At 58.2% G+C, this 21,816-nt stretch carries 23 protein-coding genes; 17 read left to right on the top strand and 6 right to left on the bottom strand.

What is annotated here, in order from left to right; translation table 11 throughout:
- The first annotated feature begins 12 nt into the window (after positions 1 to 12).
- Genes ACR0KS_RS06560 through selD form a run of 7 tightly spaced genes read left to right on the top strand, consistent with a single transcriptional unit; the run spans position 13 to position 8,119 of the window.
- Positions 13 to 2,883 (top strand): monovalent cation/H+ antiporter subunit A, encoded by a 2,871-nt coding sequence (locus ACR0KS_RS06560; RefSeq protein ID WP_170565322.1) that lies wholly within the window; start codon positions 13 to 15, stop codon positions 2,881 to 2,883.
- Complete coding sequence (locus ACR0KS_RS06555; protein ID WP_170382364.1) at positions 2,883 to 3,242, top strand: Na+/H+ antiporter subunit C; 360 nt, start codon at positions 2,883 to 2,885, stop codon at positions 3,240 to 3,242. Before ACR0KS_RS06560 ends, ACR0KS_RS06555 begins: the two co-directional genes overlap by 1 nt.
- A complete protein-coding gene (locus tag ACR0KS_RS06550) occupies positions 3,239 to 4,783 on the top strand; it encodes a monovalent cation/H+ antiporter subunit D (RefSeq protein WP_170565325.1) in 1,545 nt (514 codons plus the stop codon). The genes ACR0KS_RS06555 and ACR0KS_RS06550 overlap by 4 nt, the downstream gene beginning before the upstream one ends.
- Complete coding sequence (locus ACR0KS_RS06545) at positions 4,783 to 5,280, top strand: Na+/H+ antiporter subunit E (protein WP_170383255.1); 498 nt, start codon at positions 4,783 to 4,785, stop codon at positions 5,278 to 5,280. Before ACR0KS_RS06550 ends, ACR0KS_RS06545 begins: the two co-directional genes overlap by 1 nt.
- A complete protein-coding gene (locus ACR0KS_RS06540; RefSeq protein ID WP_170382360.1) occupies positions 5,277 to 5,546 on the top strand; it encodes a K+/H+ antiporter subunit F in 270 nt (89 codons plus the stop codon). The genes ACR0KS_RS06545 and ACR0KS_RS06540 overlap by 4 nt, the downstream gene beginning before the upstream one ends.
- A gap of 7 nt (positions 5,547 to 5,553) precedes the next feature.
- Positions 5,554 to 5,940, top strand: a complete 387-nt coding sequence (locus tag ACR0KS_RS06535; RefSeq protein ID WP_170382358.1) for a Na+/H+ antiporter subunit G — start codon at positions 5,554 to 5,556, stop codon at positions 5,938 to 5,940.
- Positions 5,941 to 5,944: 4 nt separating this feature from the next.
- Positions 5,945 to 8,119 carry a selenide, water dikinase SelD gene (gene selD, locus ACR0KS_RS06530; RefSeq protein ID WP_170565328.1) on the top strand — a complete coding sequence of 725 codons (2,175 nt, stop codon included), beginning with the start codon at positions 5,945 to 5,947 and terminating at the stop codon, positions 8,117 to 8,119.
- Here selD and mnmH read toward each other — a convergent pair.
- Together mnmH and ACR0KS_RS06520 are read right to left on the bottom strand one after the other, a co-directional pair.
- Complete coding sequence (mnmH, locus tag ACR0KS_RS06525) at positions 8,095 to 9,147, bottom strand: tRNA 2-selenouridine(34) synthase MnmH (protein ID WP_170565330.1); 1,053 nt, start codon at positions 9,145 to 9,147, stop codon at positions 8,095 to 8,097. The genes selD and mnmH overlap by 25 nt on opposite strands.
- A gap of 44 nt (positions 9,148 to 9,191) precedes the next feature.
- On the bottom strand, positions 9,192 to 9,857 hold the full coding sequence (locus ACR0KS_RS06520; protein WP_170565333.1) for an SOS response-associated peptidase: 666 nt from the start codon (positions 9,855 to 9,857) through the stop codon (positions 9,192 to 9,194).
- A 54-nt stretch (positions 9,858 to 9,911) separates the two neighbouring features.
- Between ACR0KS_RS06520 and ACR0KS_RS06515 the strand changes: the two genes are divergently transcribed.
- Positions 9,912 to 11,564, top strand: a complete 1,653-nt coding sequence (locus ACR0KS_RS06515) for a tetratricopeptide repeat-containing sulfotransferase family protein (RefSeq protein ID WP_170565336.1) — start codon at positions 9,912 to 9,914, stop codon at positions 11,562 to 11,564.
- Positions 11,565 to 11,628: 64 nt separating this feature from the next.
- Here ACR0KS_RS06515 and ACR0KS_RS06510 read toward each other — a convergent pair whose 3' ends face one another.
- The gene (locus tag ACR0KS_RS06510) at positions 11,629 to 13,206 is read right to left on the bottom strand and encodes a bifunctional metallophosphatase/5'-nucleotidase (protein WP_170382348.1); all 1,578 of its coding nucleotides are present in this window, start codon (positions 13,204 to 13,206) and stop codon (positions 11,629 to 11,631) included.
- Positions 13,207 to 13,314: 108 nt separating this feature from the next.
- Here ACR0KS_RS06510 and ACR0KS_RS06505 point away from each other — a divergent pair, with 108 nt between their 5' ends.
- The 4 genes from ACR0KS_RS06505 to arsC are packed head-to-tail and all read left to right on the top strand — an operon-like array spanning position 13,315 to position 15,474.
- On the top strand, positions 13,315 to 13,653 hold the full coding sequence (locus ACR0KS_RS06505) for a DUF952 domain-containing protein (RefSeq protein WP_170382346.1): 339 nt from the start codon (positions 13,315 to 13,317) through the stop codon (positions 13,651 to 13,653).
- Positions 13,650 to 14,081 carry a DUF1330 domain-containing protein gene (locus ACR0KS_RS06500; protein WP_170554858.1) on the top strand — a complete coding sequence of 144 codons (432 nt, stop codon included), beginning with the start codon at positions 13,650 to 13,652 and terminating at the stop codon, positions 14,079 to 14,081. Before ACR0KS_RS06505 ends, ACR0KS_RS06500 begins: the two co-directional genes overlap by 4 nt.
- Positions 14,078 to 15,136 carry a quinone-dependent dihydroorotate dehydrogenase gene (locus ACR0KS_RS06495; RefSeq protein WP_170565339.1) on the top strand — a complete coding sequence of 353 codons (1,059 nt, stop codon included), beginning with the start codon at positions 14,078 to 14,080 and terminating at the stop codon, positions 15,134 to 15,136. Before ACR0KS_RS06500 ends, ACR0KS_RS06495 begins: the two co-directional genes overlap by 4 nt.
- A complete protein-coding gene (gene arsC / locus ACR0KS_RS06490) occupies positions 15,133 to 15,474 on the top strand; it encodes an arsenate reductase (glutaredoxin) (protein WP_170565342.1) in 342 nt (113 codons plus the stop codon). The genes ACR0KS_RS06495 and arsC overlap by 4 nt, the downstream gene beginning before the upstream one ends.
- On the opposite strand, the gene ACR0KS_RS06485 is transcribed toward arsC, so the two are convergent.
- The 3 genes from ACR0KS_RS06485 to ACR0KS_RS06475 are packed head-to-tail and all read right to left on the bottom strand — an operon-like array spanning position 15,471 to position 17,730.
- Positions 15,471 to 16,787 (bottom strand): MATE family efflux transporter, encoded by a 1,317-nt coding sequence (locus ACR0KS_RS06485; RefSeq protein ID WP_170565343.1) that lies wholly within the window; start codon positions 16,785 to 16,787, stop codon positions 15,471 to 15,473. The genes arsC and ACR0KS_RS06485 overlap by 4 nt on opposite strands.
- Before the next feature lie 5 nt (positions 16,788 to 16,792).
- The gene (locus ACR0KS_RS06480; protein ID WP_170554866.1) at positions 16,793 to 17,311 is read right to left on the bottom strand and encodes a PaaI family thioesterase; all 519 of its coding nucleotides are present in this window, start codon (positions 17,309 to 17,311) and stop codon (positions 16,793 to 16,795) included.
- A complete protein-coding gene (locus ACR0KS_RS06475) occupies positions 17,311 to 17,730 on the bottom strand; it encodes a PaaI family thioesterase (protein ID WP_170382336.1) in 420 nt (139 codons plus the stop codon). Before ACR0KS_RS06475 ends, ACR0KS_RS06480 begins: the two co-directional genes overlap by 1 nt.
- Positions 17,731 to 17,843: 113 nt before the next feature.
- On the opposite strand from ACR0KS_RS06475, the gene ACR0KS_RS06470 reads away from it, so the two are divergent.
- The 5 genes from ACR0KS_RS06470 (at position 17,844) to ACR0KS_RS06450 (ending at position 21,813) form a co-directional block, all read left to right on the top strand.
- Positions 17,844 to 18,212 (top strand): MerR family transcriptional regulator, encoded by a 369-nt coding sequence (locus ACR0KS_RS06470; protein ID WP_170417629.1) that lies wholly within the window; start codon positions 17,844 to 17,846, stop codon positions 18,210 to 18,212.
- A 313-nt stretch (positions 18,213 to 18,525) separates the two neighbouring features.
- Positions 18,526 to 18,927, top strand: a complete 402-nt coding sequence (locus ACR0KS_RS06465) for a MerR family transcriptional regulator (RefSeq protein WP_170565346.1) — start codon at positions 18,526 to 18,528, stop codon at positions 18,925 to 18,927.
- Positions 18,928 to 18,974: 47 nt separating this feature from the next.
- The gene (locus ACR0KS_RS06460) at positions 18,975 to 20,756 is read left to right on the top strand and encodes an acyl-CoA dehydrogenase C-terminal domain-containing protein (protein WP_170484742.1); all 1,782 of its coding nucleotides are present in this window, start codon (positions 18,975 to 18,977) and stop codon (positions 20,754 to 20,756) included.
- A gap of 54 nt (positions 20,757 to 20,810) precedes the next feature.
- Complete coding sequence (locus ACR0KS_RS06455; RefSeq protein ID WP_170382328.1) at positions 20,811 to 21,023, top strand: hypothetical protein; 213 nt, start codon at positions 20,811 to 20,813, stop codon at positions 21,021 to 21,023.
- A gap of 151 nt (positions 21,024 to 21,174) precedes the next feature.
- Positions 21,175 to 21,813 (top strand): glutathione S-transferase family protein, encoded by a 639-nt coding sequence (locus ACR0KS_RS06450; protein ID WP_170565348.1) that lies wholly within the window; start codon positions 21,175 to 21,177, stop codon positions 21,811 to 21,813.
- The last annotated feature ends 3 nt before the right edge of the window (positions 21,814 to 21,816 follow it).

The raw sequence follows: 21,816 nt of genomic DNA, 5'->3' as shown, positions 1-21,816 counted from the left end.
GGAGTATCGCACTTGTCCCTATTCCTCATCGCGGCCCTTCCCTTTCTCGGCGCTGTGTTTCCAGCCCTACTTATCAGGGCGGGACGCAACGCAGCTGCATCAGCGGCGGGTTTGACCACTTTCCTGGCACTTATGGGGCTTTTGATCCACATCCCTTCGGTCATGCGCGGCGAGGTCGTAACGGCCAGATTCGACTGGATTCCAAGTCTTGGGCTGAACGCAAATTTCATGCTGGACGGGCTGGGGTTTCTGTTTGCCCTGCTTATCCTTGGGATCGGCCTGCTCATCATTCTGTACGCGCGATTTTACCTGTCGCGCGAAGACCCGATGGGGCAGTTCTATACCTACCTGCTGCTGTTTCAGGGCGCGATGGTGGGTATTGTTCTGTCTGACAATATCCTTCTTCTGCTTATTTTCTGGGAACTTACGTCGCTGAGTTCATTCTTGCTGATCGGCTATTGGAAACACCTTCCCGAAGGCCGCCAAGGTGCGAGGATGGCGCTGGCTGTCACGGGGTCAGGTGGGCTTGCCATGATCGCGGGGATGCTGATCCTCGGCAATATCGTCGGCTCTTACGACCTGAGCGTCATTCTCCAGAACAAAGAGCTGATCCAGTCGTCGCCATACTACCTGCCGGCGCTGATCCTGATCCTGCTGGGGTGTTTCACCAAGTCGGCCCAATTCCCATTCCACTTCTGGCTGCCCCATGCGATGGCTGCGCCAACGCCGGTTTCGGCCTATCTGCACTCTGCCACGATGGTGAAGGCCGGGCTATTCCTGATGGCGCGGATGTGGCCGGTTCTGGCCGGAACCGACGCGTGGTTCTATATCGTTGCGACAACGGGTCTGGTCACGATGCTGATCGGTGCGTGCATCGCGTTGTTCAAGGATGACCTGAAGGCGCTGCTGGCGTTTTCGACGGTGTCGCATCTGGGGTTGGTGACGATGCTGTTGGGCTTTGGCACCAAGTTCGCAGCCGTCGCCGCCGTTTTCCACATCATCAACCACGCGACGTTCAAAGCCGCCTTGTTCATGACTGCCGGTATTGTCGATCACGAGACCGGAACCCGTGACATCAAGCGGCTGGGCGGTCTGCGTCAGCTCATGCCGATAACATTCACCATCGGAACGATTGCTGCACTGTCGATGGCCGGGCTGCCGCCGTTGAACGGCTTTCTATCCAAGGAAATGATGCTTGAGGAAACCGTTCACACCACTTGGCTGAACTCGCACTATCTGGTGCCGGGGCTAGCTTTGCTGGCGGCGCTGTTCTCGGCCGCATATTCGTTCCGTTTCGTCAGCCACGTGTTTCTTGGCCCCCAGCGCAACGACTACCCGTCGCATCCGCATGATCCCCCGGTCGGACTATGGCTGGCTCCGGCCTTTCTGGTTGTTCTGGTCGTTTTGATCGGTCTCTATTCTGCGGCCATCGTGGGACCGCTAGTCGCGGTCGTATCCAGCGCGGTGATCGGTGGAGAGAAGTTGCCCTATTACTCACTAAAGCTGTGGCATGGCTTTACGCCCGCGCTTTACATGTCGATCGTTGCCACGCTGGGCGGTCTGTTCCTGCTGGCCCTCCACCGCCGGGGAGAGCAGTTGTGGACCACCATGCCCCGCCCCGAGGCCAAAGCGATCTTTGACAGGGTCATCGGCGCCCTCACGATCCTGAGCCGATGGATCACAGATGCGCTGCACAACGGCGTTATTAGCCGCTATGCCATCATCATGATCGCCTTCACGGTCGGGCTTGGGTACTACGCATACGCGACCGGGTCGATTGGTGCCGCAACACGCGAGCCGCTGCCCGCTCCGATCATCCCGATCATTGGCTGGATCTGCCTTGTAGGTGCAACGCTGGCGATCATGTGGTTCCACCGCAACCGGCTGTTGTCGCTGGTTCTGATCGGAGTCGTCGGCCTCATCGTTTCAATGGCGTTCAACTATCTGTCGGCACCTGACCTCGCCTTGACACAAATCTCGGTCGAGGTGGTGACCATGATCCTGCTGTTGCTGTCGCTGAACTTCCTGCCCACGGATACGCCGTGGGACAGCAGCGCGGCACGGCGGTGGCGGGACGCAGCGATCTCGGTTGTGGCAGGGATCGGATCGGGCGCTTTGATCTACGCGCTCATGCTGCGCGACTTTGCGTTCCCGACCATTTCCGAGTTCCACCTTGCCAACTCGTACAAGGGCGGAGGGGGCACAAATGTGGTCAATGTGATCCTGGTCGATTTCAGGGGCTTTGATACCTTTGGCGAGATCATTGTTCTGGGCATCTCAGCCCTGATTATCTTTGCCCTGACAGAATCCGTTCTGGGCACCAATGTGCGCAGCTACCTGCTGAACCGCAAACCACACTGGCCTCAGTCAGGAGACGCGCATCCCCTGATGATGGTGGTGGTGACTCGAATGATGATGCCTATTGCGCTGATGGTTGGCGCATACATCTTCTTCCGTGGCCACAACCAGCCCGGAGGCGGCTTTATCGCCGGTCTGATCGTCGCCATCGCCTACCTGATGCAATACATGGCCAGTGGGTACACCTGGGCCATCGAGCGGCAGCGGTTCTATTATCACGGGACGATTGGATGGGGTGTGTTGATCGCCGCCGCCACCGGACTGGGCGCGTGGTTCAATGAACGCCCGTTCCTGACCAGCGACTTCGGGTATCTCCACTGGCCCCCGCTGGAAGAATTTGAATGGGCGACTGCGATGCTGTTCGATACCGGCGTTTTCCTTGCGGTTCTGGGGGCCGTGATGCTGGCGCTCGACAGCCTGTCACGGTTCGCTTGGCAGCCGGGCATGGCGCAGGAGTTTCCAATGGACATCAACCCGCTTCGGGACGATCCGCCGGAAGAAGAACTAGAGAAGGAGCAATCCTGATGGAAGCGCTCGTAGCCTCAGCAGTAGGCATCATGACCGCCGCCGGGATTTTCCTGATCCTGCGCCGCCGGACGTTCCCCGTTATTCTCGGCCTTTCGCTGCTGACCTATGCGGTGAACGTGTTCCTGTTCGCAACGGGGCGGCTGGCGCTGAATGCACCGGCCGTTCTGAACAAGTACGAAGACGTGCCTTATACCGACCCACTGCCACAGGCACTTGTGCTGACGGCCATTGTGATCTCGTTCGGGATGACGGCGGTGATCGTCATGATTGCACTCAGCGCGTATTTGTCCTCGAAGGACGACCATATTGACATGAAGGCACAGGACAGCACCGACGCTGCGGGAGAAGACGCATGAACCATTGGATCGTTGCGCCGATCGTCCTGCCCGCGATCCTGGCCCCATTCATCATCATGGTCCTGCGATACCATCTGGACCTGCAACGCATCTTCTCGGTCGCAGGTGTTGTGGCGCTTTTGGGCATTGCCCTGACCATCACCACTCAGGCTGCTGGCGGGGACATACAGGTCTACGAACTCGGCGACTGGCCTGCGCCATTTGGCATTGTTCTGGTGCTCGACCGGCTGTCCGCCATGATGGTCCTGCTCACCGCGTTGCTGGCCGTGCCCATCGTGCTCTATGCGATTGCGTCAGGCTGGGATGACAGAGGCAAACACTTCCACGCCCTGTTCCACTTTCAACTGATGGGCGTATGTGGCGCGTTCCTGACTGGCGACGCCTTCAACCTTTTCGTGTTTTTCGAGGTTTTGCTGATCGCCTCTTACGGTCTGATGACGCATGGTGGCGGCGCGGTTCGTCTAAAGGCCGGCGTACAGTACGTGGCCTATAACTTGCTAGGCTCAACCCTGTTCCTGTTTGCGCTGGGGACACTGTATGCCGTGACCGGAACGCTAAACATGGCGGATATGGCAGTGCGCGTTGCGGAACTGCCCGCAGAGGATACCGCGCTGTTGCGGGTTGGCGCTGTGCTGCTGTTGCTGGTGTTCTGCATCAAGGCGGCCGTACTGCCATTGCACTTCTGGCTACCTGCGAGCTATGCCAACGCGCCTTTGCCGGTGGCCGCGCTGTTTGCGATCATGACGAAAGTCGGAGCTTATTCGATCCTGCGGATGTACACGCTTGGCTTTGGCCCTGACGTCCAAGCGACACAGGGGCTGGTCGGTGCATGGCTGCAACCGGCAGCATTGGTGACACTGGCCGTTGGAACAATCGGCATCCTCGGCGCGCAGCATATCGCGCGAATGGTGGCCTTTTGCGCTATTGCCTCGATGGGTACTTTGCTGGTTGCAATCTCTCTGTTCACCGAAACCGCGACGGCCGCAGCGCTTTACTATATCTACCATTCGACCCTTGCGACGGCCCTTCTGTTTCTGGTGGCCGACCTTGTTGTGGAACGCCGGGGCGGAGCAATCGCCCCCACTGCGCCCATGCCGCAGGGCGGTCTGATCTCGGCCCTGTTCTTCGTTGGCGCGATTGCCTTGGCCGGTATGCCGCCGCTGTCGGGTTTTGTTGGCAAGCTGCTGGTGCTGGATGCTGCACGAGATGCGCCAGATGCCACCGCGATCTGGGCGGTGATCCTGATCGGGTCGTTTGTCACAATAGTCGGGCTGGCCCGAGCTGGGTCACTGATCTTCTGGAAAAGCCACGACGCCCAGCACAACACAGAACAAGACCCGAAAAACGAGGACAAAGCTGAGCCCGCCCCGGCACCAGAACCTCAACCCGGTCTGGCGTTCACCGCGGTGTTCGCGGCCGCTCTGGGCCTTGTTGTGCTGACCTTGTTCGCGGGTCCGGCTTTGCAATACGCAAGCCGCACGGCCGAGCAGTTATTCACCCCAGAAGATTACATCGCAGCCGTATTGGGAGACGAAGAATGATGAGACTCCTGCACCGGGTTTTTCCGCACCCTCACCTGACCTTTCTCTTGACGGTTGTGTGGGTTCTGCTGGCAAACAAGCCCTCTCTGAACTCGTTGGTGTTTGGCCTGCTTTTGGGGATTATCATCCCATTCATCACGCAACCCTACTGGCCAGACCGCCCCAAGCTGCGCAACTGGCCCATGGTGGTTGAATACATCCTGGTTGTGCTTTGGGACATCGTGATCGCCAATATTACGGTAGCCCGGATCATCCTGTTCAAACGGGACGCTGACCGCCAGCCGAACTGGATCAGCGTTCCGCTGGACCTGCGCACGCCCGAAGCGATTACGGTTCTGGCCGGAACCATAACAATGACCCCCGGCACCGTTAGCTGCGATCTGTCGGCGCAGGGGCATAATCTGCTGGTACATTGCCTTGATGCGCCCAACCCGGACGAGGTGCGCGATCAAATCAAGCAGCGATACGAGCGTCGGCTAAAGGAGATTTTTGAATGATCACCTATGCGATCTATTTTGCCTTTGCCTGTTTCGGAGCCGCCATCATGATGTGCCTGTGGCGAATTATCACCGCCGATGGCGTCGGCACCCGAGTCTTGGCGCTGGACACTATGGTCATAAACACAATTGCGCTGATGATCCTGTACGGGCTGTCGCTGGGGACCGAGATTTTCTTCGAGGCCGCCATGATCATCGCCATGCTCGGCTTTGTTTCAACCGTTGCTTACGCGCGCTTCATGCTGCGCGGCAACATTATCGAGTGAGGGCGTCATGACATTTTTCTTTGAACTGCTAATCGCCTTCTTTCTTGTGGTTTCAGGCATCTTTGGATTTGTGGGATCATACGGGATGATCAAACTAAAAGATCCGATGTCCCGACTGCACGCGCCCACCAAGGCGACGACACTTGGGGTGGGCGGTGTGTTGCTGGCCTCGATATTCCACTCTGTTCTTCTGGAACAGAAGCTGTCGCTGCACGAGCTGCTGATTACACTGTTCCTGTTCCTGACCGCCCCGATTACCGCTCTGTTCATTGCCAAATGGCATATTCACCGTCACGAAAAGCCCGATAGCCTGCCGGACGCGGGCGAAGACGAGCTTTGGGCAACTCATGCGGTTGAACAGGTCGAAGACGTTCCGGACCATACGGCGAATTAGTGATATGCACACACCTCCGCTGCCCCTGACCCGCGACCTGGTTCTGATTGGCGGAGGTCACACCCACGCACTGCTGCTGCGCAAATGGGGAATGAACCCCTTGCCGGGCGCACGGGTTACCGTGATCAACCCTGATCCAACGGCCCCCTATTCGGGAATGCTGCCGGGCTTTGTCGCCGGACATTATGAGCGGCACGATCTGAATATTGATCTTGTACGACTGGCCCGGTTTGCTGGCGCTCGGGTGGTTCTGGGGCCGGTTGAGGGCATAGACTTGGACAATCGCGTTGTTCACGTGCCCGGACGCCCTCCGGTCGCGTTTGACGTGGCATCTATCAATGTTGGCATAACCTCGGACATGCCGTCGCTGCCCGGGTTTGCCGATCATGCCATTCCAGCCAAACCATTGGGGGCTTTTGCGACAAAATGGGCCAATTATCTTGAAGCCCCCGGCCCTGCCTCAGTCGTTGTTATCGGCGGCGGCGTTGCGGGTGTCGAATTGGTCATGGCAATGGCCTATGCCATGCGAAAAAAGGGCCGTCCGGCTCAGGTAACGCTGGTTGACAATGCACAAGCCCTGACCGCGACCGGAGACAAAGCCGCGGCAACCATTCGTCACGCCATGAGCGCCCTTGGCATTGACGTCTTCGAAGGCGCTGAGATCATCGAAATAACCGGCGACCATGTCGCACTGAAAGACGGGCGGCAGATACCTGCGACCTTCGTGACCGGAGCAGCAGGTGCACGGCCCTATGAGTGGATAGCCCAAACGGGGTTGGACCTTCACGACGGCTTTGTTCGCGTCAACGGGCACCTTCAGTCGAGTGATCCCAACATCTTTGCGGCCGGAGACTGCGCGCACCTGTCCGAGAACCCTCGCCCCAAGGCGGGCGTCTACGCCGTCAGAGAAGCGCCGATATTGTTCCAAAACGTGCGGGCGGCACTGGGGGCCGGGACATTTCGCAGGTATGTCCCCCAGAATGACTATCTGAAACTCGTATCATTGGGCGCTAAATCCGCGCTGGCCGAACGTCTGGGCACCTCGTTCAAAGGACCTTTGATGTGGAAATGGAAAAACCACATCGATCAGAAATTCATGGACAAGTTTCGCCGCTTGCCGAAGATGCCTCAGCCAGCCCCACCCAAGCTGCACGCCAGCGGTGTTCACGAAGCGATGGGCGAGAAACCCCTGTGCGGCGGATGCGGAGCAAAGGTAGGGCGCGACGCATTACAAAGCGTGCTGCATGATCTGCCCAAACCGGCTCGTGCGGATGTGGTTCCGCTTCCGGGTGACGATGCGGCCTTGCTGCAAACCGGGGGCGCACGACAGGTCATGACCACGGATCACTTGCGCGGGTTTACCAACGACCCTGTGCTGATGGCGCGGATCGCCGCCGTTCACGCGCTCGGAGACATCTGGGCGATGGGGGCGCAGCCACAAGCGGCGACGGCAACGATAATCCTGCCGCGCATGGCCCCGAACCTTCAACACCGCACGATGGTTGAAATCATGACCGCTGCAAGTGAAGTCATGGGGGCGGCAGGTGCTGAAATCGTCGGTGGTCACAGTTCGATGGGGGATGAGATGACCATCGGATTTACGCTGACCGGACTATGCAGCAGCGATCCAACCACCTTGGCAGGCGCACGCGCCGGGGATGCCCTTATCCTGACCAAGCCCTTGGGCAGCGGGGTTCTGATGGCTGCGGAAATGTCTGGTGAGGCCGCCGGAGAATGGGTCGCAAAGGCGTTTCAACACATGACCCAACCCCAAGGCGACGCAGCGCGTATCCTGAATGGCGCCCACGCGATGACCGATGTCACCGGATTTGGGCTGGCCGGTCACCTACAGGGCATTTGCGAGGCTTCGGCGTGTGGGGCAACGCTTGATCTGGATGCCATTCCGATCATGGCGGGCGCGTTGGAACTAAGCGAACAGGGTGTCAGGTCTACCATCTTCAATGACAACCGCTCGGCCGCGCCAGAGCTTCCCTTGGGCGGCAAGGTGGATTTGCTATTTGACCCTCAAACAGCCGGTGGCCTCTTGGCCGCCGTCCCCTCGGATGACGCGCTGGGGATATGCGAAGACCTGCGCAAGGCCGGATACCCGGCAGTAGTTATCGGACATATGACCGACGCGCCCGGCCTGAATCTTCAAAGTTCCTCCAGAACGCGCTGAACCTGGGCTGCAGCGTTCTCCAGTCCGGTCTCGTTCAGTTCGGACACATTGATTTGCGCGACCACGTTCACGTCACGCGCACAGCTGGCCTTTGCGTAGGCCGGATCGTAGTGCTGTTCCATCAATGCGCGGGTCAAGGCCAGTTTGTCCCCGGCCTCAATCATTTCCAGCCACCCGTCCACAACGTCGTGGCCGCGATGAAACCGTAGCGGAAACAGCCGATCCCGCAGCCGGTCGCTGTCCGAGAGAACGTCATCATAGGCCGATACCAGATAGCTCGAGCGAACTTCGATTGGCGCGCTGATCTGAATTCGCGGAGCAGCACGCAAAGCGGCCCAAACGGTCGGCGGCAGGATCAAAGACCCGATTTTTGACGATTCCGCCTCGACCAGAACCGGGCGAGCAGGGTCCAGGTGACACAGACGCGCCGCCAACGCGGACTCGAATGCCTTTTGGCTTGGCTGTCCACCGGGCATTTCACCCAGCAAGGACCCTCGATGATTGGCCAACCCTTCCAGATCGAGCACCTGAACGCCGCGCGCACCAAGCTTGGCCAGCAATTCGGTTTTTGCAGTACCTGTGTAACCGTCCAGCGCAATCAAACGGTGGGGCAACGGGTCGTGGTAAAGGTACCGGTTCACCAGCCTGCGATAGGTGCGATAGCCACCTTCAACGACCTCGGCACGCCAGCCGATTTGTTGCAACATCCAGGTGAACGAACCCGACCGCTGCCCGCCTCGCCAGCAATAGACCAGAGGCTTCCACCCCCCTTCATGGTGAGACAGGCTGCGTTCGATGTGGTTCGCAGCGTTGCGAAACACCAATGCTGCGCCCAGCTTTCGCGCCAGAAAAGGGCTTTGCTGCACGTATATCGTTCCGACCCTCGCGCGTTCCTCATTGTCCAGTACCGGCAGATTAATCGCGCCGGGCAAATGATCTTCGGCAAATTCCGCAGGGCTGCGCACGTCGATCACGGTGTCGAAACCATGCGCATACAGCTCGGGCAGGTTGGAAAATTTCAGAACCATGTCAACGGTCTAACCCGCCCGGTGTGGTTTGAAAAGAAGTGTGGTCACGCATCTACCGGCTCAATCAGGTCTGGTCCGGCCGCCCGGTTGGAATTTACAACCGGGTCCACCCGGTGAAAGCTCAGAACATCTTCGGCCCCGGGCTGCATCAACCGCGCGGCCCCCTTTCTAGCTTCGCCCAACCACAAAGGCCAGGCGTCCTGCTCAAGGATCAGGGGCATTCGGTGATGGATCGCGCTCAGGTGCGTGTTGGCAGGGGTTGTTACAATCGCACATGTCCCCTGCCGCGCGCCCTCAGCCCCCCAGTTCTGCCAGACACCGGCGAACGCAATGGGCGCGCGATCATTGCGCTGAATATACCAAGGCAGCCGGTCACCTTGATCCGTCTTGGTCCATTCGTAAAACCCGGTGGCCACGATCAGGCACCGTCGCTCGCGGCAGGCTGCACGAAAGGCGGGCTTCTCGGCCAGCGTTTCGGCCCGCGCGTTGATCAGCAAGGGACCGGCGGTTTCCGTCTTGTACCAATGCGGCAGAAACCCCCATCGCAGCGGATCCAGCGTGCGGCCGTTTTCACCGGCCCGCACCACATGCACCTGATTTGTCGGGCAAACATTGAAATTGGGCACCGCAGGCAACGTATTGGCAGGCCGAGCCGAAAAAAGCTGCGCCATTGCGTCGTTGGGAAGAGTTATTGCAAACCGTCCGCACATGGGTAATGAACCATCAACAGTATTTCCTACAGGCACAAGTTCTCACGGGGTCACATGCAAAATCAAACGGCGAATTCCCTCAAAAGCAAGGCGCTGTCCGCCTTGGACGCGGGCAAGCTGCAGCAGGCACTGAAAAAAGCGCAACTGGGCCTCAAGAAATTCCCCAAGGACACGGACTTTCACGCCATTTCAGGCTTTGTCCTGACCGAGATGAAACAGTACCGGAAGTCGATACCGCATTTCATCGAAGCCTCGCGGATGAAGCCGGATGACCCGCAATTTGTTGAAAACCTTGCCAACGCATTGATGCAGACGGGCCAGATTCCGAAGGCCATGGAATTTGCCGAACAAAAGCTGGAAAAATTCCCGAACAACAAGGAACTGACCCGCGTCATTGACGAGATTCAGCAAAAGGGCAGCAACTGGCGCCTTATCATCGACTATACCACCAGAAAGCTGGCCTCTGACCCGGACAATGCGGGTCTGTTGTGCGCGCGGGCACGGGCCTATGGACGCATCGCATTTGTCGAGAACGGCACGCGCGACATCACGCGGGCCTATGCGCTTGAACCTGAAAACAACAATATCGCGTTTCAAATGGCAGTTAACCTGCACCAGAGTGGCGACAAAGCGGGTTCAAAGGACATTATGCAAGGTATTGTGGCCAAAGACCCTGGCCACGTGGCGACGCTGTTTCAACTCTCTACAATGGCAAATGCCGAAACAGCGCCGGATCTGATGCAAGCGGTTGAGGCGGCCCGCCAAACTCATGAGCATGGCGTTTCCGAGTTGGAGTTCGCCAAGGCAGAGCTGATCTCAAAAACCGAAGGGCTGGGCGCCGCGCTTCCGCAATTCGCACGGGCCAACGCCATACAACACGAAGCAAACCCCTACGATTTCGCCGCCGAAGAAGAAAAGCTGGCCCAGATCACTGACCTTTTCCCCACGACCTCTGCACCGGTTGTGACCGATCTTTCAGAGACCCCAAAACCGATTTTCGTGCTGGGCCAGCCGCGTTCAGGCACCACGCTGATGGAGATGATGCTAAGCACAGATCCCAAAATCGCCGGGTGCGGGGAACTGACAATCGGCAGCGATCTATCGCATGTTCATTTGAAAACGCGCAAACGATTTGGAGCCAAGGAAGCTGCGGAATTCGCGCGGGAGTTCCGCAGGCTAATGCCGCCAGTCCCTGAAGACTCGGTCGCATTCGTGGATAAGATGCCGCATAATTTCCAGCGCGCAGGGTTCCTGCTGTCGGCCTTTCCGAACGCCAAAGTCATAAACATGCTGCGCGACCCTCGGGATGTTGGTTTGTCCAAGTGGATCAGAAGGTTCCCCGCCGGCGGGATGCGCTATGCGTCGAACCTTGAGTCCATTGCTCATTCAGCGAACTTGTACCGCCGCTACATGGCGCATTGGATTGCCGTGTTTGGCGACAGAATCTTGACTGTCCCCTACGAAGAGCTGGTTTCTGATCCAAAGACCTATAGCCAGAAAGTCGCGGAGTTCTGCGATATCGAGTGGTCCGAAGCCATGATGCACCCGGAACAGAACAAGCAACAGGTCAGAACTGCCAGCATTGACCAAGTGAGGAAAAAGATTTCGACCAAATCAATCGGCGGTTGGCGCGATGTCTCGGAACATCTGCAGCCAATGCTGCAAGGGTTCGACCCCGAGCTTTGGCCGGAATATGATTTTAGCTGAGCAATCCGAAACCAAAAAAGGCCGCATCATTTGATGCGGCCTTTCTTCTGGTCTGAAGGCGCGGTCACTTCTGTTTGATGCGGCCGTCCAGATAAGGTGTGTAGGGCGCGTTTTCGGCCAGATACTCGGCCGTCACATCCGCAAGGTCCGGCCCGAAGTCGTAGGCGTTTTTGTCGTCGCCCTCAAACATGCTGTAGCCATCCCCTCCGTTGCGAACATAGTTATTCGTCACGACCAGGTACGTGGCGCCGGGATCAATGGGCTGAAAGCCGTCACCACTTGCCACCATGACCTCGGACACGCGACCCTCGTTCGGTGCCACGGCTGGATCCCAAGTAAAGGTGAGCCCCGCCACCTGCGGAAAGCGCCCCTTGACCTCTTCCACCTGACTTACGCCGTTTTCCAACGCATCGATCACGCCCTGCCCGCTGATTTCAAAGGTCGATAGCGTGTTCTGGAACGGAAGAACCGTCAGCACTTCGCCCATTGTCACATCGCCCGGATCAATCGAGGCACGCAATCCGCCCGAGTTGGCAATCGCGATCTGAACGCCCTGATCCGCAACGCGCGCAAGCATCGCGTCGGCGACCAGATTGCCCATCTGACATTCCTGCACCCGACAGATCGAGCGGTCACCCTCAATCGCGTCGGCTGCACTGGCGACAACCTTGTTGCGGATTTCGTCCAACGGCACCGCCAGTTCCGCGATACGGTCCAGCGCAGCCTGATCTTCAGTGACGGTATTGTCCATGATCAGCGGTTCACCCGCTGCTTCGACCACATTGCCGTCATCGTCGAACGTCACATTCAATTCGCCCAGAAACTTTCCGTATGCATAAGCCTGCACGATCTGAACGCCATTCACTACGGTCGGATAGGGACCAACCGCCCGGTCCGAAACGTTGGACAGGTAGGTATTCGAGTGGCCACCCACGATCACGTCAACACCAGTTGTCTCCTGCGCGACCCGCTGGTCCACGCCGTATCCCGAGTGACTGAGGACTATGATCTTGTTGACACCCTCTCCGGTCAGCTTGTCGACTTCGGCCTGAACTGCCGGGACAGGGTCCGAGAAGGTGACATTCGGGCCGGGTGAAGCCAGCTCATCGGTATCCTCGGGCGTCAGCCCGATCAGGCCGATCTTTTCGCCGCCCACTTCGATCACCGTCGATTTCTTGATCTTGTCGGTCAGCAATTCTTCGTCGCGAATATCGGCGTTGGACATCAGAACAGGAAAATCAACAGAGTCGACGAACCCGCGCAGCACTTCCGGGCCGTCGTCGAATTCGTGGTTGCCCACGGTCATGGCATCATAGCCCAGCTTGTTCATGAACTCGGCCGCGACTTTGCCCTTGTAGTAGGTATAGAATAGGGAACCCTGAAACTGGTCTCCGCCATCCACGAGGATCGAGTTTCCAGCCCTTCCGCGTGCCTCGTTCACCGCTGTGACCAGTCGGGCCGAGCCGCCAAAACACTTGCCTTCGGCGTTGTCTTCGTCGCTGCACCCACTGTCATACTTGTTGATCGGCTCAAAGCGCGCGTGGAAATCGTTAGTGTGTAGAATTGTTAGCTTGTACTCGGCTACGGCCATACCTGCGGTCAGGCCCAATACGGCAGCCGAAGCCAGGAAACGGGTCAACATATTGAAACTCCCTGTTGTTATTGCCGCCGATGGTGCGCCTAACGCGGCTAAGAGTCAAAGGGGGAAATCCGCCTTGATTCTACTCGTCTCGCGGGGCATCACGACCCCATGCTGATTTACAAGATATTTCGGGCCGACGAATGGGCCACGCTGCAGGCAAACGGAGAGTCAGACGGCGCGCCGATTGATGTTTCGGATGGGTATGTTCATTTTTCAACCGCTGCGCAGGCCGCTGAAACGGCGGCCAAGCACTTTGCCGGAGTCGAAGGTCTGTTTCTACTTGCGTGCGACGCGGACGCAATGGGTGACGACCTTAAATGGGAGGTGTCCCGCGGTGGGGCGCTATTCCCGCATCTTTACCGCAAAATTCGCATGACCGATATCGCCTGGTCGCGTCCCCTGCCTTTTGATGGGCAATCGCACCAGTTTCCCGAGGAAATGAAATGACCGGTTTCATCGACCCAGAACGCGCCCAGTTCGAGGCGTTCAAAGCGCTGGATCGCGACCAGCCAATCGAAATGCTCAACCTTGTGAAGTTTCGCCCCAAGGCCGAATATCCGGCCGGGCACGAACTGGCTGATGTGGGGCTGACCGGCGCTCAAGCATATCAGAACTACGGAGCCGAAACCGCCCCCATTGTGGCGCGGCTGGGCGCTTCCATCCTATGGCGGGGCGCATTTCAAACCACTCTGATCGGCCCTGATGACGAAACCTGGGACGCCATGTTCATCGCACGCTATCCCACTGCTCATGCGTTTCTCGAGATGGTTACGGACCCTGTTTATCGAAAGGCGGTTGTGCACCGTCAGGCGGCTGTCGCAACATCGCGCCTGATCCGTTGTGCCCCAACCCACGGTGGAGATTCCTTCGGATGAAATTGACTGAAAAACTTGGCCTTGCCGCCTTGCACCGGATGGACCCGGAAGCCGCCCATGGGCTTTCGATAAAAGCCCTGAAAGCTGGCCTGGCCCCGGCACCGGGACCGATTACTTCGCCCCGTCTGCGCACGTCTGTTGCAGGGCTTGATCTGCCGAACCCAGTTGGTTTGGCCGCAGGTTTCGACAAGAACGGAGAGGTTCTGGCCCCGCTATCGCGGGCAGGGTTCGGGTTCGTCGAGGTTGGCGCAGTCACGCCGCGCCCCCAGCCCGGCAACCCGAAACCACGCCTGTTTCGCCTGACCGAAGACCGGGCGGCCATCAACCGATTTGGCTTTAACAATGAAGGCATGGAGGTCATGGCACGCCGTCTGGAGCAGCGCCCAAAGGATGCCGTGATCGGCCTGAACCTTGGCGCGAACAAAGACAGCGACGACCGACCGGGCGATTTTGCCAAGGTGCTGGCCCATTGCGCCCCGCATCTGGACTTTGCCACGGTGAACGTGTCCTCTCCCAACACCGAAAAACTCAGGGATTTGCAGGGTAAAGCTGCGCTGAGTGCCCTGTTGAGCGGCGTGATTGAAACACGCGACGCGCTGGCCCGTCCTTTGCCGATTTTCCTGAAGATTGCCCCGGACCTGACCGAAGCCGAGCTTCAGGACATAGCGGACGTGGCCCGCGAAACTGGTGTCGACGCCGTAATCGCCACCAATACGACACTGTCGCGTGACGGGCTGAGCAGCCCTCACAAATCCGAGGCCGGTGGTCTTTCCGGCGCGCCGCTGTTTGAAAAATCCACCCGCGTTCTGGCGCAGTTGAGCCAGTTGACGAACGGGCAGATTCCGTTGATCGGTGTCGGCGGCATCAGCTCGGCAGAGCAGGCTTATGCCAAGATTTGTGCCGGGGCGTCGGCCGTTCAATTCTATACGGCCATGGTATTCGGCGGCATTTCCCTTGCCTCCGACATCGCGCTGGGGCTGGACAAGCTATTGGCGCGCGATGGGTTTGAAACTGTCGCACAGGCCGTTGGCAGCAAACGAGAGGATTGGCTGTGATCGAATATTGGCACAACCCGCGCTGTTCCAAGTCCCGGGCCGGGCTTGCCCTGCTGGAGGAAAACGGCGCAAAGGTTGAAATCCGCAAGTATCTGGACGATGCACCTTCGGCAGAAGACATTCGCGCCGCCCTACAGCGCTTGGGCATTCCTGCCATCGAAATGATGCGGACAGGCGAAAAGCGTTTTAAGGAACTGGGCCTGTCCAAGACAACGCCTGAAGATGACTTGATTGCTGCCATGGCCGCCAATCCGATCCTGATCGAACGCCCTCTGGCGATATCAGGCGGCAAGGCTGCTATTGGGCGGCCTCCGGAAAATCTGCTGGCCCTGCTTTAAGCGATCTGGGCTTCCAGTCTGGGGTATCGCCATCCCAAGGTGACGCCCCGGGCAATGTTCAGCACCATCAGCGCGGCCCATAATCCGTGATTGCCCAGCAATGGGACAAAGACAAAGAGCGCCACGACATAGATTGCGACGGACTGGATCATCGCCTGCCGCATGGCTCGGGTCCACGTCGCGCCAATGTAGATACCGTCAAACATCCAGCTTGCCACCCCGATCACGGGCGCCAGTGCTGCCCAGACCAGATACTCTCGCGCCGCGACGCGCACATCCGGCGAGGTGGACATCACGTCGATTAGCGCAGGCCCAGCCAGGAAAAACGCAGCGCCCAGCACAAAGGCTCCGCCCACGCCCCATTGCGTTGCCATGACAGAGGCCCGCCGCACCTGATACCGGTCCCTGGCTCCAACGGCGCTCCCGACAAGCGCCTCGGCTGAGAAGGCGAACCCGTCCAAGGCAAACGCCGTGATTTCAAGGAATTGCAGTAAGACCTGATTGGCGGCAAGGTTGACGTCGCCCAAATCTGAACCGACGAACAGAAAGGTCGTGAACGAACCGGTCAAAAGGACCGAGCGGATCATGATATCCCTGTTCACCTGCATCATGCGGCGCAGACGGGCGGGATCGAAAATTCGCGGCCAGTCGCGCCATTGATTGCCGCCAAACGCACTGCGGCACAGCCAGAGACCCAGCGCCAGGCCGGTCCATTCAGCGATCAATGTGGCAATCGCGACACCTTCGACACCCCAGCCAAGGCCCAGCACAAACCAAAGATCCAACGCGATATTCAAGCCGTTCATCCAGACCTGAAGGATGAACACCCCTCTTGTCCGCTCGATCGCGATCAACCAGCCGGTCACCGCATACAGGGCGATGGTCGCCGGTGCCCCCCAGATGCGAATCTCCAGATAGTCGCGCGTCAACGCTTCGACTTCGGGGCTGGCGGGCGACAAGGCAAACGCCCCCCAGAACACCCAGATTTGCGTCAGGACAAAGAACAGTCCCGCCGCGCCGCCCAAAAGCAGCCCCCGCATCAAAAGCGCGCCGGTCTCGGCTGTGTCCCCTGCCCCGCGCGCCTGTGCTGCCAAACCAGTGGTTCCCATGCGCAGGAACCCAAAGATCCAATATATCGTGGACAGGATAACGGCGCCCATTCCGACGGCCCCAATGGGCGCGGCCTGACCCATTTGCCCGACAACACCGGTATCCACGGCCCCCAGAATGGGAACCGTGGCATTTGACAGCACGATGGGCACCGCAATCTTCAGCACCCGCCTATGCGTTATGGGTGCCGAAGCATCCTGCACGGCCCCTACTCTTTAGGGGCTGGTGGCTGCGGCATCAGGAAATGCCCTGTGGCCTGCGCATAGGGGCGCGCGTGATTGTCCTGCCACGCCTCAACCCGAACAGAGGCATACCGTCGCCCCGAGCGGCTGACGAAGGCCCGTGCATACGCGTCTCGCGGCAGGCCAGAGCGCAAGTAGTCAACGGTGAAATCCACCGTTTTGGGAAAGCGCACGGAGTCATCCTTGAAGATGTCGCTCGCATCCAGTTCGCCGCTTTCGATCCGGGGAAAAAAGTACTCCCAACTCAAGGTGATGACGGCCGTCACTTCGAGAAAGGCCGCTGTGACGCCCCCGTGCAAAGCTGGCAGAAACGGGTTTCCGATCAGCTTGTCGTCAAAATTCAGAACGCCGGTCAGTTCATCCCCGCGCCGGTCAAATCCGATATTGAGGAACCGGATATAGGGCACGCCATCAACGATAGCGTTCAACGCAGCATCGCGGCGTTGCTTGACGACTTGCATAGGCTCAGGACGGGTACGTGCCATTACAGCCCCTCCACGGTGAAAGACCCAGATGCCGTCGCCACTGGCAGATCCTGATCTTCGTCCATTGCAGTTGCTCGGACAAAAGCGACGTTGCGCGTGATGTGATAGCAGGTCGCATGTGTTGTAATGCTCTGCCCCGGCGTGGCGGCTCGCATATAGTCGATCCGCAGATCAATCGTGGCCGTCCCGCCCGGGGCCGAAGGGTGGCTCATGACCGCCGCGCCGCAACAGGTGTCCAACACGGCAAAGACCGCCCCGCCGTGGATGACCCCGGTGCGCGGATCACCGACAAGATCCTTGCTGTACGGCATCGTGATCCCGGCCTCGCCATTGCCGATTTTGGTCAGCGTCATGCCCAAGGCTCTGGCATGAGGAATCGCCTCGATGAACTGACGCGCGATAGCTGATTTGTCGACCATGTACTTGTGTCCTCTTGGTTTCTCCCTTTATGAGCGAGGGGCTAGTAAAAGAGCAAGCCTGCCTGTTGCGCTTGATGCCGGCACGCCATAGGCTGATTCAGAGGAGATCAGGAATGACTGACGACCGATTATCATTCAAAGAGATGTGCGCCGAGTTTGACGTAACTCCACGCACCCTGCGCTACTATGAATATATTGAACTTCTGCAGCCCGAAAGGGAAGGAAGATCGCGCTATTATGGTCCTCGGGAATGTGCCCGGATGACTTTGATCATGCGGGGCAGAAAATACGGATTTCCTTTGGAAGACATCCGCCAATGGCTTCTGATCTATGAAGACCAGGGAACTCAGGCCCAGATGAAAACATTCGTGGAAGTGGCCGACCAGCAGTTGATCGAGCTGGACAAGCAAAGAAAACAACTGGACGAAGCGATCGACGCGCTCAAGCAAATGCGTGAGCAAACCGCCAAGTCGCTAGAATGACTGAAGGGCAGCCACCGCTGCCCGATCCCTTGACCCTCTCCCCAAGAAATTTCCAAGGCCCGCACCCCGCATGCGCAAGAACTCCTGTACAGTTCTCGCTGCGGGATCAAGCCGGTGCACCGTGTCAGCGACACAATTTCGTGACGCTACGTTCGTAGAATTCCCGCCCTCAGAACCTTGACGCGAGTGGATGTTACGTCAACTTGTTTGTGACGTAGCGTTTGCATTACGCGAACGTCATCTCCGTGTTGTAAGAGGCGCATCAACTGCGCAACTGACCTTGATAGACGCCAGTGACAAGAGTGCTGAAACCATGACCGAAGATCTGCTGACCATTCGTGAAATGTGCGAGACATACGATGTCACGCCCCGCACATTGCGATTTTACGAGGCCAAGGAACTTTTGTTTCCCATCCGTGAAGGGCAGAAACGCCTGTTCACCAAGCGTGATCGGGCGCGATTGAAACTGATCCTTCGCGGGAAACGTTTTGGGTTCAGCCTGGAAGAGATCCGGCAACTGCTGGATCTGTATCATATGGGTGATCAGCAAATGACACAGATGACCCGCACATTCGATATCGCCCGCGAACGTCTGGCGGATATGGAATCGCGCCGCGAGGAGCTGACACAGGCCATCGACGATCTAAAGGAACAGTTGCGTTGGGGCGAGAAAGTTATCGCCTCGATGAAAAATGACAAAAACGCCGCCGAGTGACTTGGCGGTCTCAATCTCCGGACATCTGAATTTAAAGGGAGCTTCAAATGCCCGTTTACAACGCGCCAACAAAAGACATGCAGTTCATCCTGCACGAAGTACTGAACGTTTCGGGATCGGACATTCCCGGATACGACGAACTTGAGGCCGAATTCACCGGCGCCGTGCTGGAAGAAGCCGGTAAAATCGCCTCGAACGTTCTGCACCCGCTGAACGTCGTGGGTGACACCGAGGGCTGCCGCCTTGAGAACGGCATCGTCTACACGCCGACCGGCTTCAAAGACGGTTTCGAGCAGATGAAAGAGGGCGGCTGGACCGGTCTGGACATGCCCGAAGAATTCGGCGGCCAGAACATGCCCTACGTCATTGGCAGCGCCGTTGGCGAATTCTTCCAATCTGCGAACCAGGCGTTCACCATGTATCAGGGTCTGACCCACGGTGCAGCCTCGGCGATCCTGGCGCACGGCACGGACGAGCAGAAGGCAAAGTACCTGCCCAACATGGTCAGCTGTGAATGGACCGGCACCATGAACCTGACCGAACCGCATTGCGGCACCGATCTGGGCCTGATGCGCACCAAGGCTGAACCGCAGGACGATGGCAGCTATAAGGTGTCGGGTCAAAAGATCTTTATCTCGGCCGGTGACCACGACATGGCCGACAACATCATTCACCTGGTTCTGGCCAAAATCCCCGGCGGCCCCGAAGGTATCAAGGGCGTTTCGCTGTTCATCGTGCCCAAGTTCATGGTCAACGATGACGGCTCGCTGGGCGAGCGCAACGGCGTCTCGGTCGGCAAGATCGAAGAGAAAATGGGCATCCACGGCAACTCGACCTGTGTGATGAACTATGACGAGGCCACCGGCTTCTTGCTGGGTGACCTGCACAAAGGTATGCGCGCCATGTTCACCATGATGAACGAAGCGCGTCTGGGTGTGGGCATGCAGGGTCTGGCACAGGCCGAAGCCGCCTATCAGAACGCTGTGGAATACGCCAAAGACCGTCTGCAAGGCCGTGATGTGACAGGTGTGAAAAACCCCGATGGCCCGGCCGATCCGTTGATCGTGCATCCGGACATCCGTCGCAACCTGATGGATCAGAAAAGCTTTGCCGAAGGCGCGCGCGCATTTGTTTTGTGGGGCGCTACGCTGATCGACCAGGCGCATCGCAAGGATGACAAGGACGCGGACGGCCTCATCTCGTTGCTGACTCCGGTCATCAAGGGCTTCCTGACCGATCAGGGTTATGACATGACCGTTCAGGCGCAGCAGGTTTACGGCGGTCACGGCTACATCGAAGAATGGGGCATGTCGCAATATACCCGCGACGCTCGGATCGCGATGATCTACGAAGGCGCGAACGGCGTTCAGGCTCTGGACCTCGTTGGTCGTAAACTGGCCACCGATGGCGGCAAGCACGTCATGGCCTTCTTCGAGATCGTCAAGAATTTCTGCAAGGAAAACGGCGGCCAGAATGAAGCCTTTGACAAGGCATTCATCGAACCGCTCAAGGCGGCTTCCAAAGACCTGCAGGCCGCTGGCATGTACTTTATGCAGAACGGTGCGAAGAATCCGAACCACGCGCTGTCCGGCTCGAACGACTTCATGCACATGTTCGGCCATGTCTGCCTGGGCCTGATGTGGGCGCAGATGGCAAAAGCCGCCTACGCAGCCCTTGACGGTGGCACCTCGGATACCGAGTTCTACGAGACCAAGATTGCCACTGGCCAGTTCTACATGGCGCGTCGCCTGCCTGCCACGGGTCTGCACCTGTCGCGCATCCAGACCGGCGCTGACACAGTGATGGCGCTGGAGGCGGCAAGCTTCTGATCCTTATCTGGTTCCGGGGGACACCTCGGAACCAGCTCCTCGGGAGGGAAAGATATGCCAAAACGATTTCGCCTGACCCGCCGGTTTCCGGTCGCCATGACCGAGGACGGGTACCGCAAGCTGAAGGGGTTTGCCCGCGAAGCTGGTCTGGACGAAGGCGAAGCGCTGTCATTCCTTTTTGAAAACTTCAACAGCGTCATAGATCAGGACAACCTGACCCACCGCCTGCGCGTTTTCAATTCCGAACTAGAGGCGCGCAAGCGCTGAACCACGAACAAAGTTTACCAGGGAACAAACGTAGTTTCAGCAAGAAGAAACATTCCGAAAAGACCGCAACGTCATTCCAGAGAAACACTTTCTTCTTGCTAAAGAGACGCATGATTCACAGTCGGCAACACGCCACGGGAGGGGCGCCGCAATGACCATAAAACTGTATTGTTTCGGCGAAAGCGGTAACTCTTACAAAGCTGCTCTGGCGCTAGAATTGTCCGGCCTGAATTGGGAACCGGTCAAAGTCGATTTCTTCAAGGGTGAGACTCGGTCTGCTGAATATCGTCAGAACGTCAATGAGATGGGCGAAGCGCCGGTCTTGATCGACGGCGATTTTCGCACCAGTCAGTCCGGTGCGATCCAAGCCTATATCACCGAAAAAACCGGCAAGTTCGGCGGCTCCACCCAAGAGGAGAAATACGAAGTTCTGCGCTGGGTGCTTTGGGACAACCACAAGCTAAGTTCTATGGCAGGAATGACCCGTTTTCTGATGAATTTTCTGCCTGAAGAACACCGCAATGCAGATGTCATTGCATTTAATCAGGGCCGCCTGAAGGCCGCCTACCAAGTTCTGAACGCTCATCTGGACGGCCGCGACTGGATCGTGGGCAACGCCCCGACCAACGCCGATTTCAGTTGCTGCGGCTATCTTTATTACCCCGAACCCTTTGGCTTTGACCGAGCCGAATGGCCCCACATCGACGCTTGGTTGACTCGGCTATCCGAACAACCCGGCTGGAAACACCCCTATGACCTGATGCCCGGCAATGCGCCGGATCGAGCTTAAGGA

The sequence above is a fragment of the Ruegeria sp. BC7 genome (assembly GCF_056539165.1).
The sequence above is the reverse complement of the archived record's forward strand: the minus strand, read 5'-3'. Positions and strand labels throughout refer to the sequence as shown.

Bases quoted from the DNA above. Each gene is read 5' to 3' on its own strand.
- ACR0KS_RS06555 (WP_170382364.1), top strand. From the start codon at position 2,883: ATGGAAGCGCTCGTAGCCTCAGCAGTAGGCATCATGACCGCCGCCGGG.
- ACR0KS_RS06550 (WP_170565325.1), top strand. From the start codon at position 3,239: ATGAACCATTGGATCGTTGCGCCGATCGTCCTGCCCGCGATCCTGGCC.
- ACR0KS_RS06545 (WP_170383255.1), top strand. From the start codon at position 4,783: ATGAGACTCCTGCACCGGGTTTTTCCGCACCCTCACCTGACCTTTCTC.
- ACR0KS_RS06540 (WP_170382360.1), top strand. From the start codon at position 5,277: ATGATCACCTATGCGATCTATTTTGCCTTTGCCTGTTTCGGAGCCGCC.
- ACR0KS_RS06535 (WP_170382358.1), top strand. From the start codon at position 5,554: ATGACATTTTTCTTTGAACTGCTAATCGCCTTCTTTCTTGTGGTTTCA.
- selD (WP_170565328.1), top strand. From the start codon at position 5,945: ATGCACACACCTCCGCTGCCCCTGACCCGCGACCTGGTTCTGATTGGC.
- mnmH (WP_170565330.1), bottom strand. From the start codon at position 9,147: ATGGTTCTGAAATTTTCCAACCTGCCCGAGCTGTATGCGCATGGTTTC.
- ACR0KS_RS06520 (WP_170565333.1), bottom strand. From the start codon at position 9,857: ATGTGCGGACGGTTTGCAATAACTCTTCCCAACGACGCAATGGCGCAG.
- ACR0KS_RS06515 (WP_170565336.1), top strand. From the start codon at position 9,912: ATGCAAAATCAAACGGCGAATTCCCTCAAAAGCAAGGCGCTGTCCGCC.
- ACR0KS_RS06510 (WP_170382348.1), bottom strand. From the start codon at position 13,206: ATGTTGACCCGTTTCCTGGCTTCGGCTGCCGTATTGGGCCTGACCGCA.
- ACR0KS_RS06505 (WP_170382346.1), top strand. From the start codon at position 13,315: ATGCTGATTTACAAGATATTTCGGGCCGACGAATGGGCCACGCTGCAG.
- ACR0KS_RS06500 (WP_170554858.1), top strand. From the start codon at position 13,650: ATGACCGGTTTCATCGACCCAGAACGCGCCCAGTTCGAGGCGTTCAAA.
- ACR0KS_RS06495 (WP_170565339.1), top strand. From the start codon at position 14,078: ATGAAATTGACTGAAAAACTTGGCCTTGCCGCCTTGCACCGGATGGAC.
- ACR0KS_RS06480 (WP_170554866.1), bottom strand. From the start codon at position 17,311: ATGGCACGTACCCGTCCTGAGCCTATGCAAGTCGTCAAGCAACGCCGC.
- ACR0KS_RS06475 (WP_170382336.1), bottom strand. From the start codon at position 17,730: ATGGTCGACAAATCAGCTATCGCGCGTCAGTTCATCGAGGCGATTCCT.
- ACR0KS_RS06470 (WP_170417629.1), top strand. From the start codon at position 17,844: ATGACTGACGACCGATTATCATTCAAAGAGATGTGCGCCGAGTTTGAC.
- ACR0KS_RS06465 (WP_170565346.1), top strand. From the start codon at position 18,526: ATGACCGAAGATCTGCTGACCATTCGTGAAATGTGCGAGACATACGAT.
- ACR0KS_RS06460 (WP_170484742.1), top strand. From the start codon at position 18,975: ATGCCCGTTTACAACGCGCCAACAAAAGACATGCAGTTCATCCTGCAC.
- ACR0KS_RS06455 (WP_170382328.1), top strand. From the start codon at position 20,811: ATGCCAAAACGATTTCGCCTGACCCGCCGGTTTCCGGTCGCCATGACC.
- ACR0KS_RS06450 (WP_170565348.1), top strand. From the start codon at position 21,175: ATGACCATAAAACTGTATTGTTTCGGCGAAAGCGGTAACTCTTACAAA.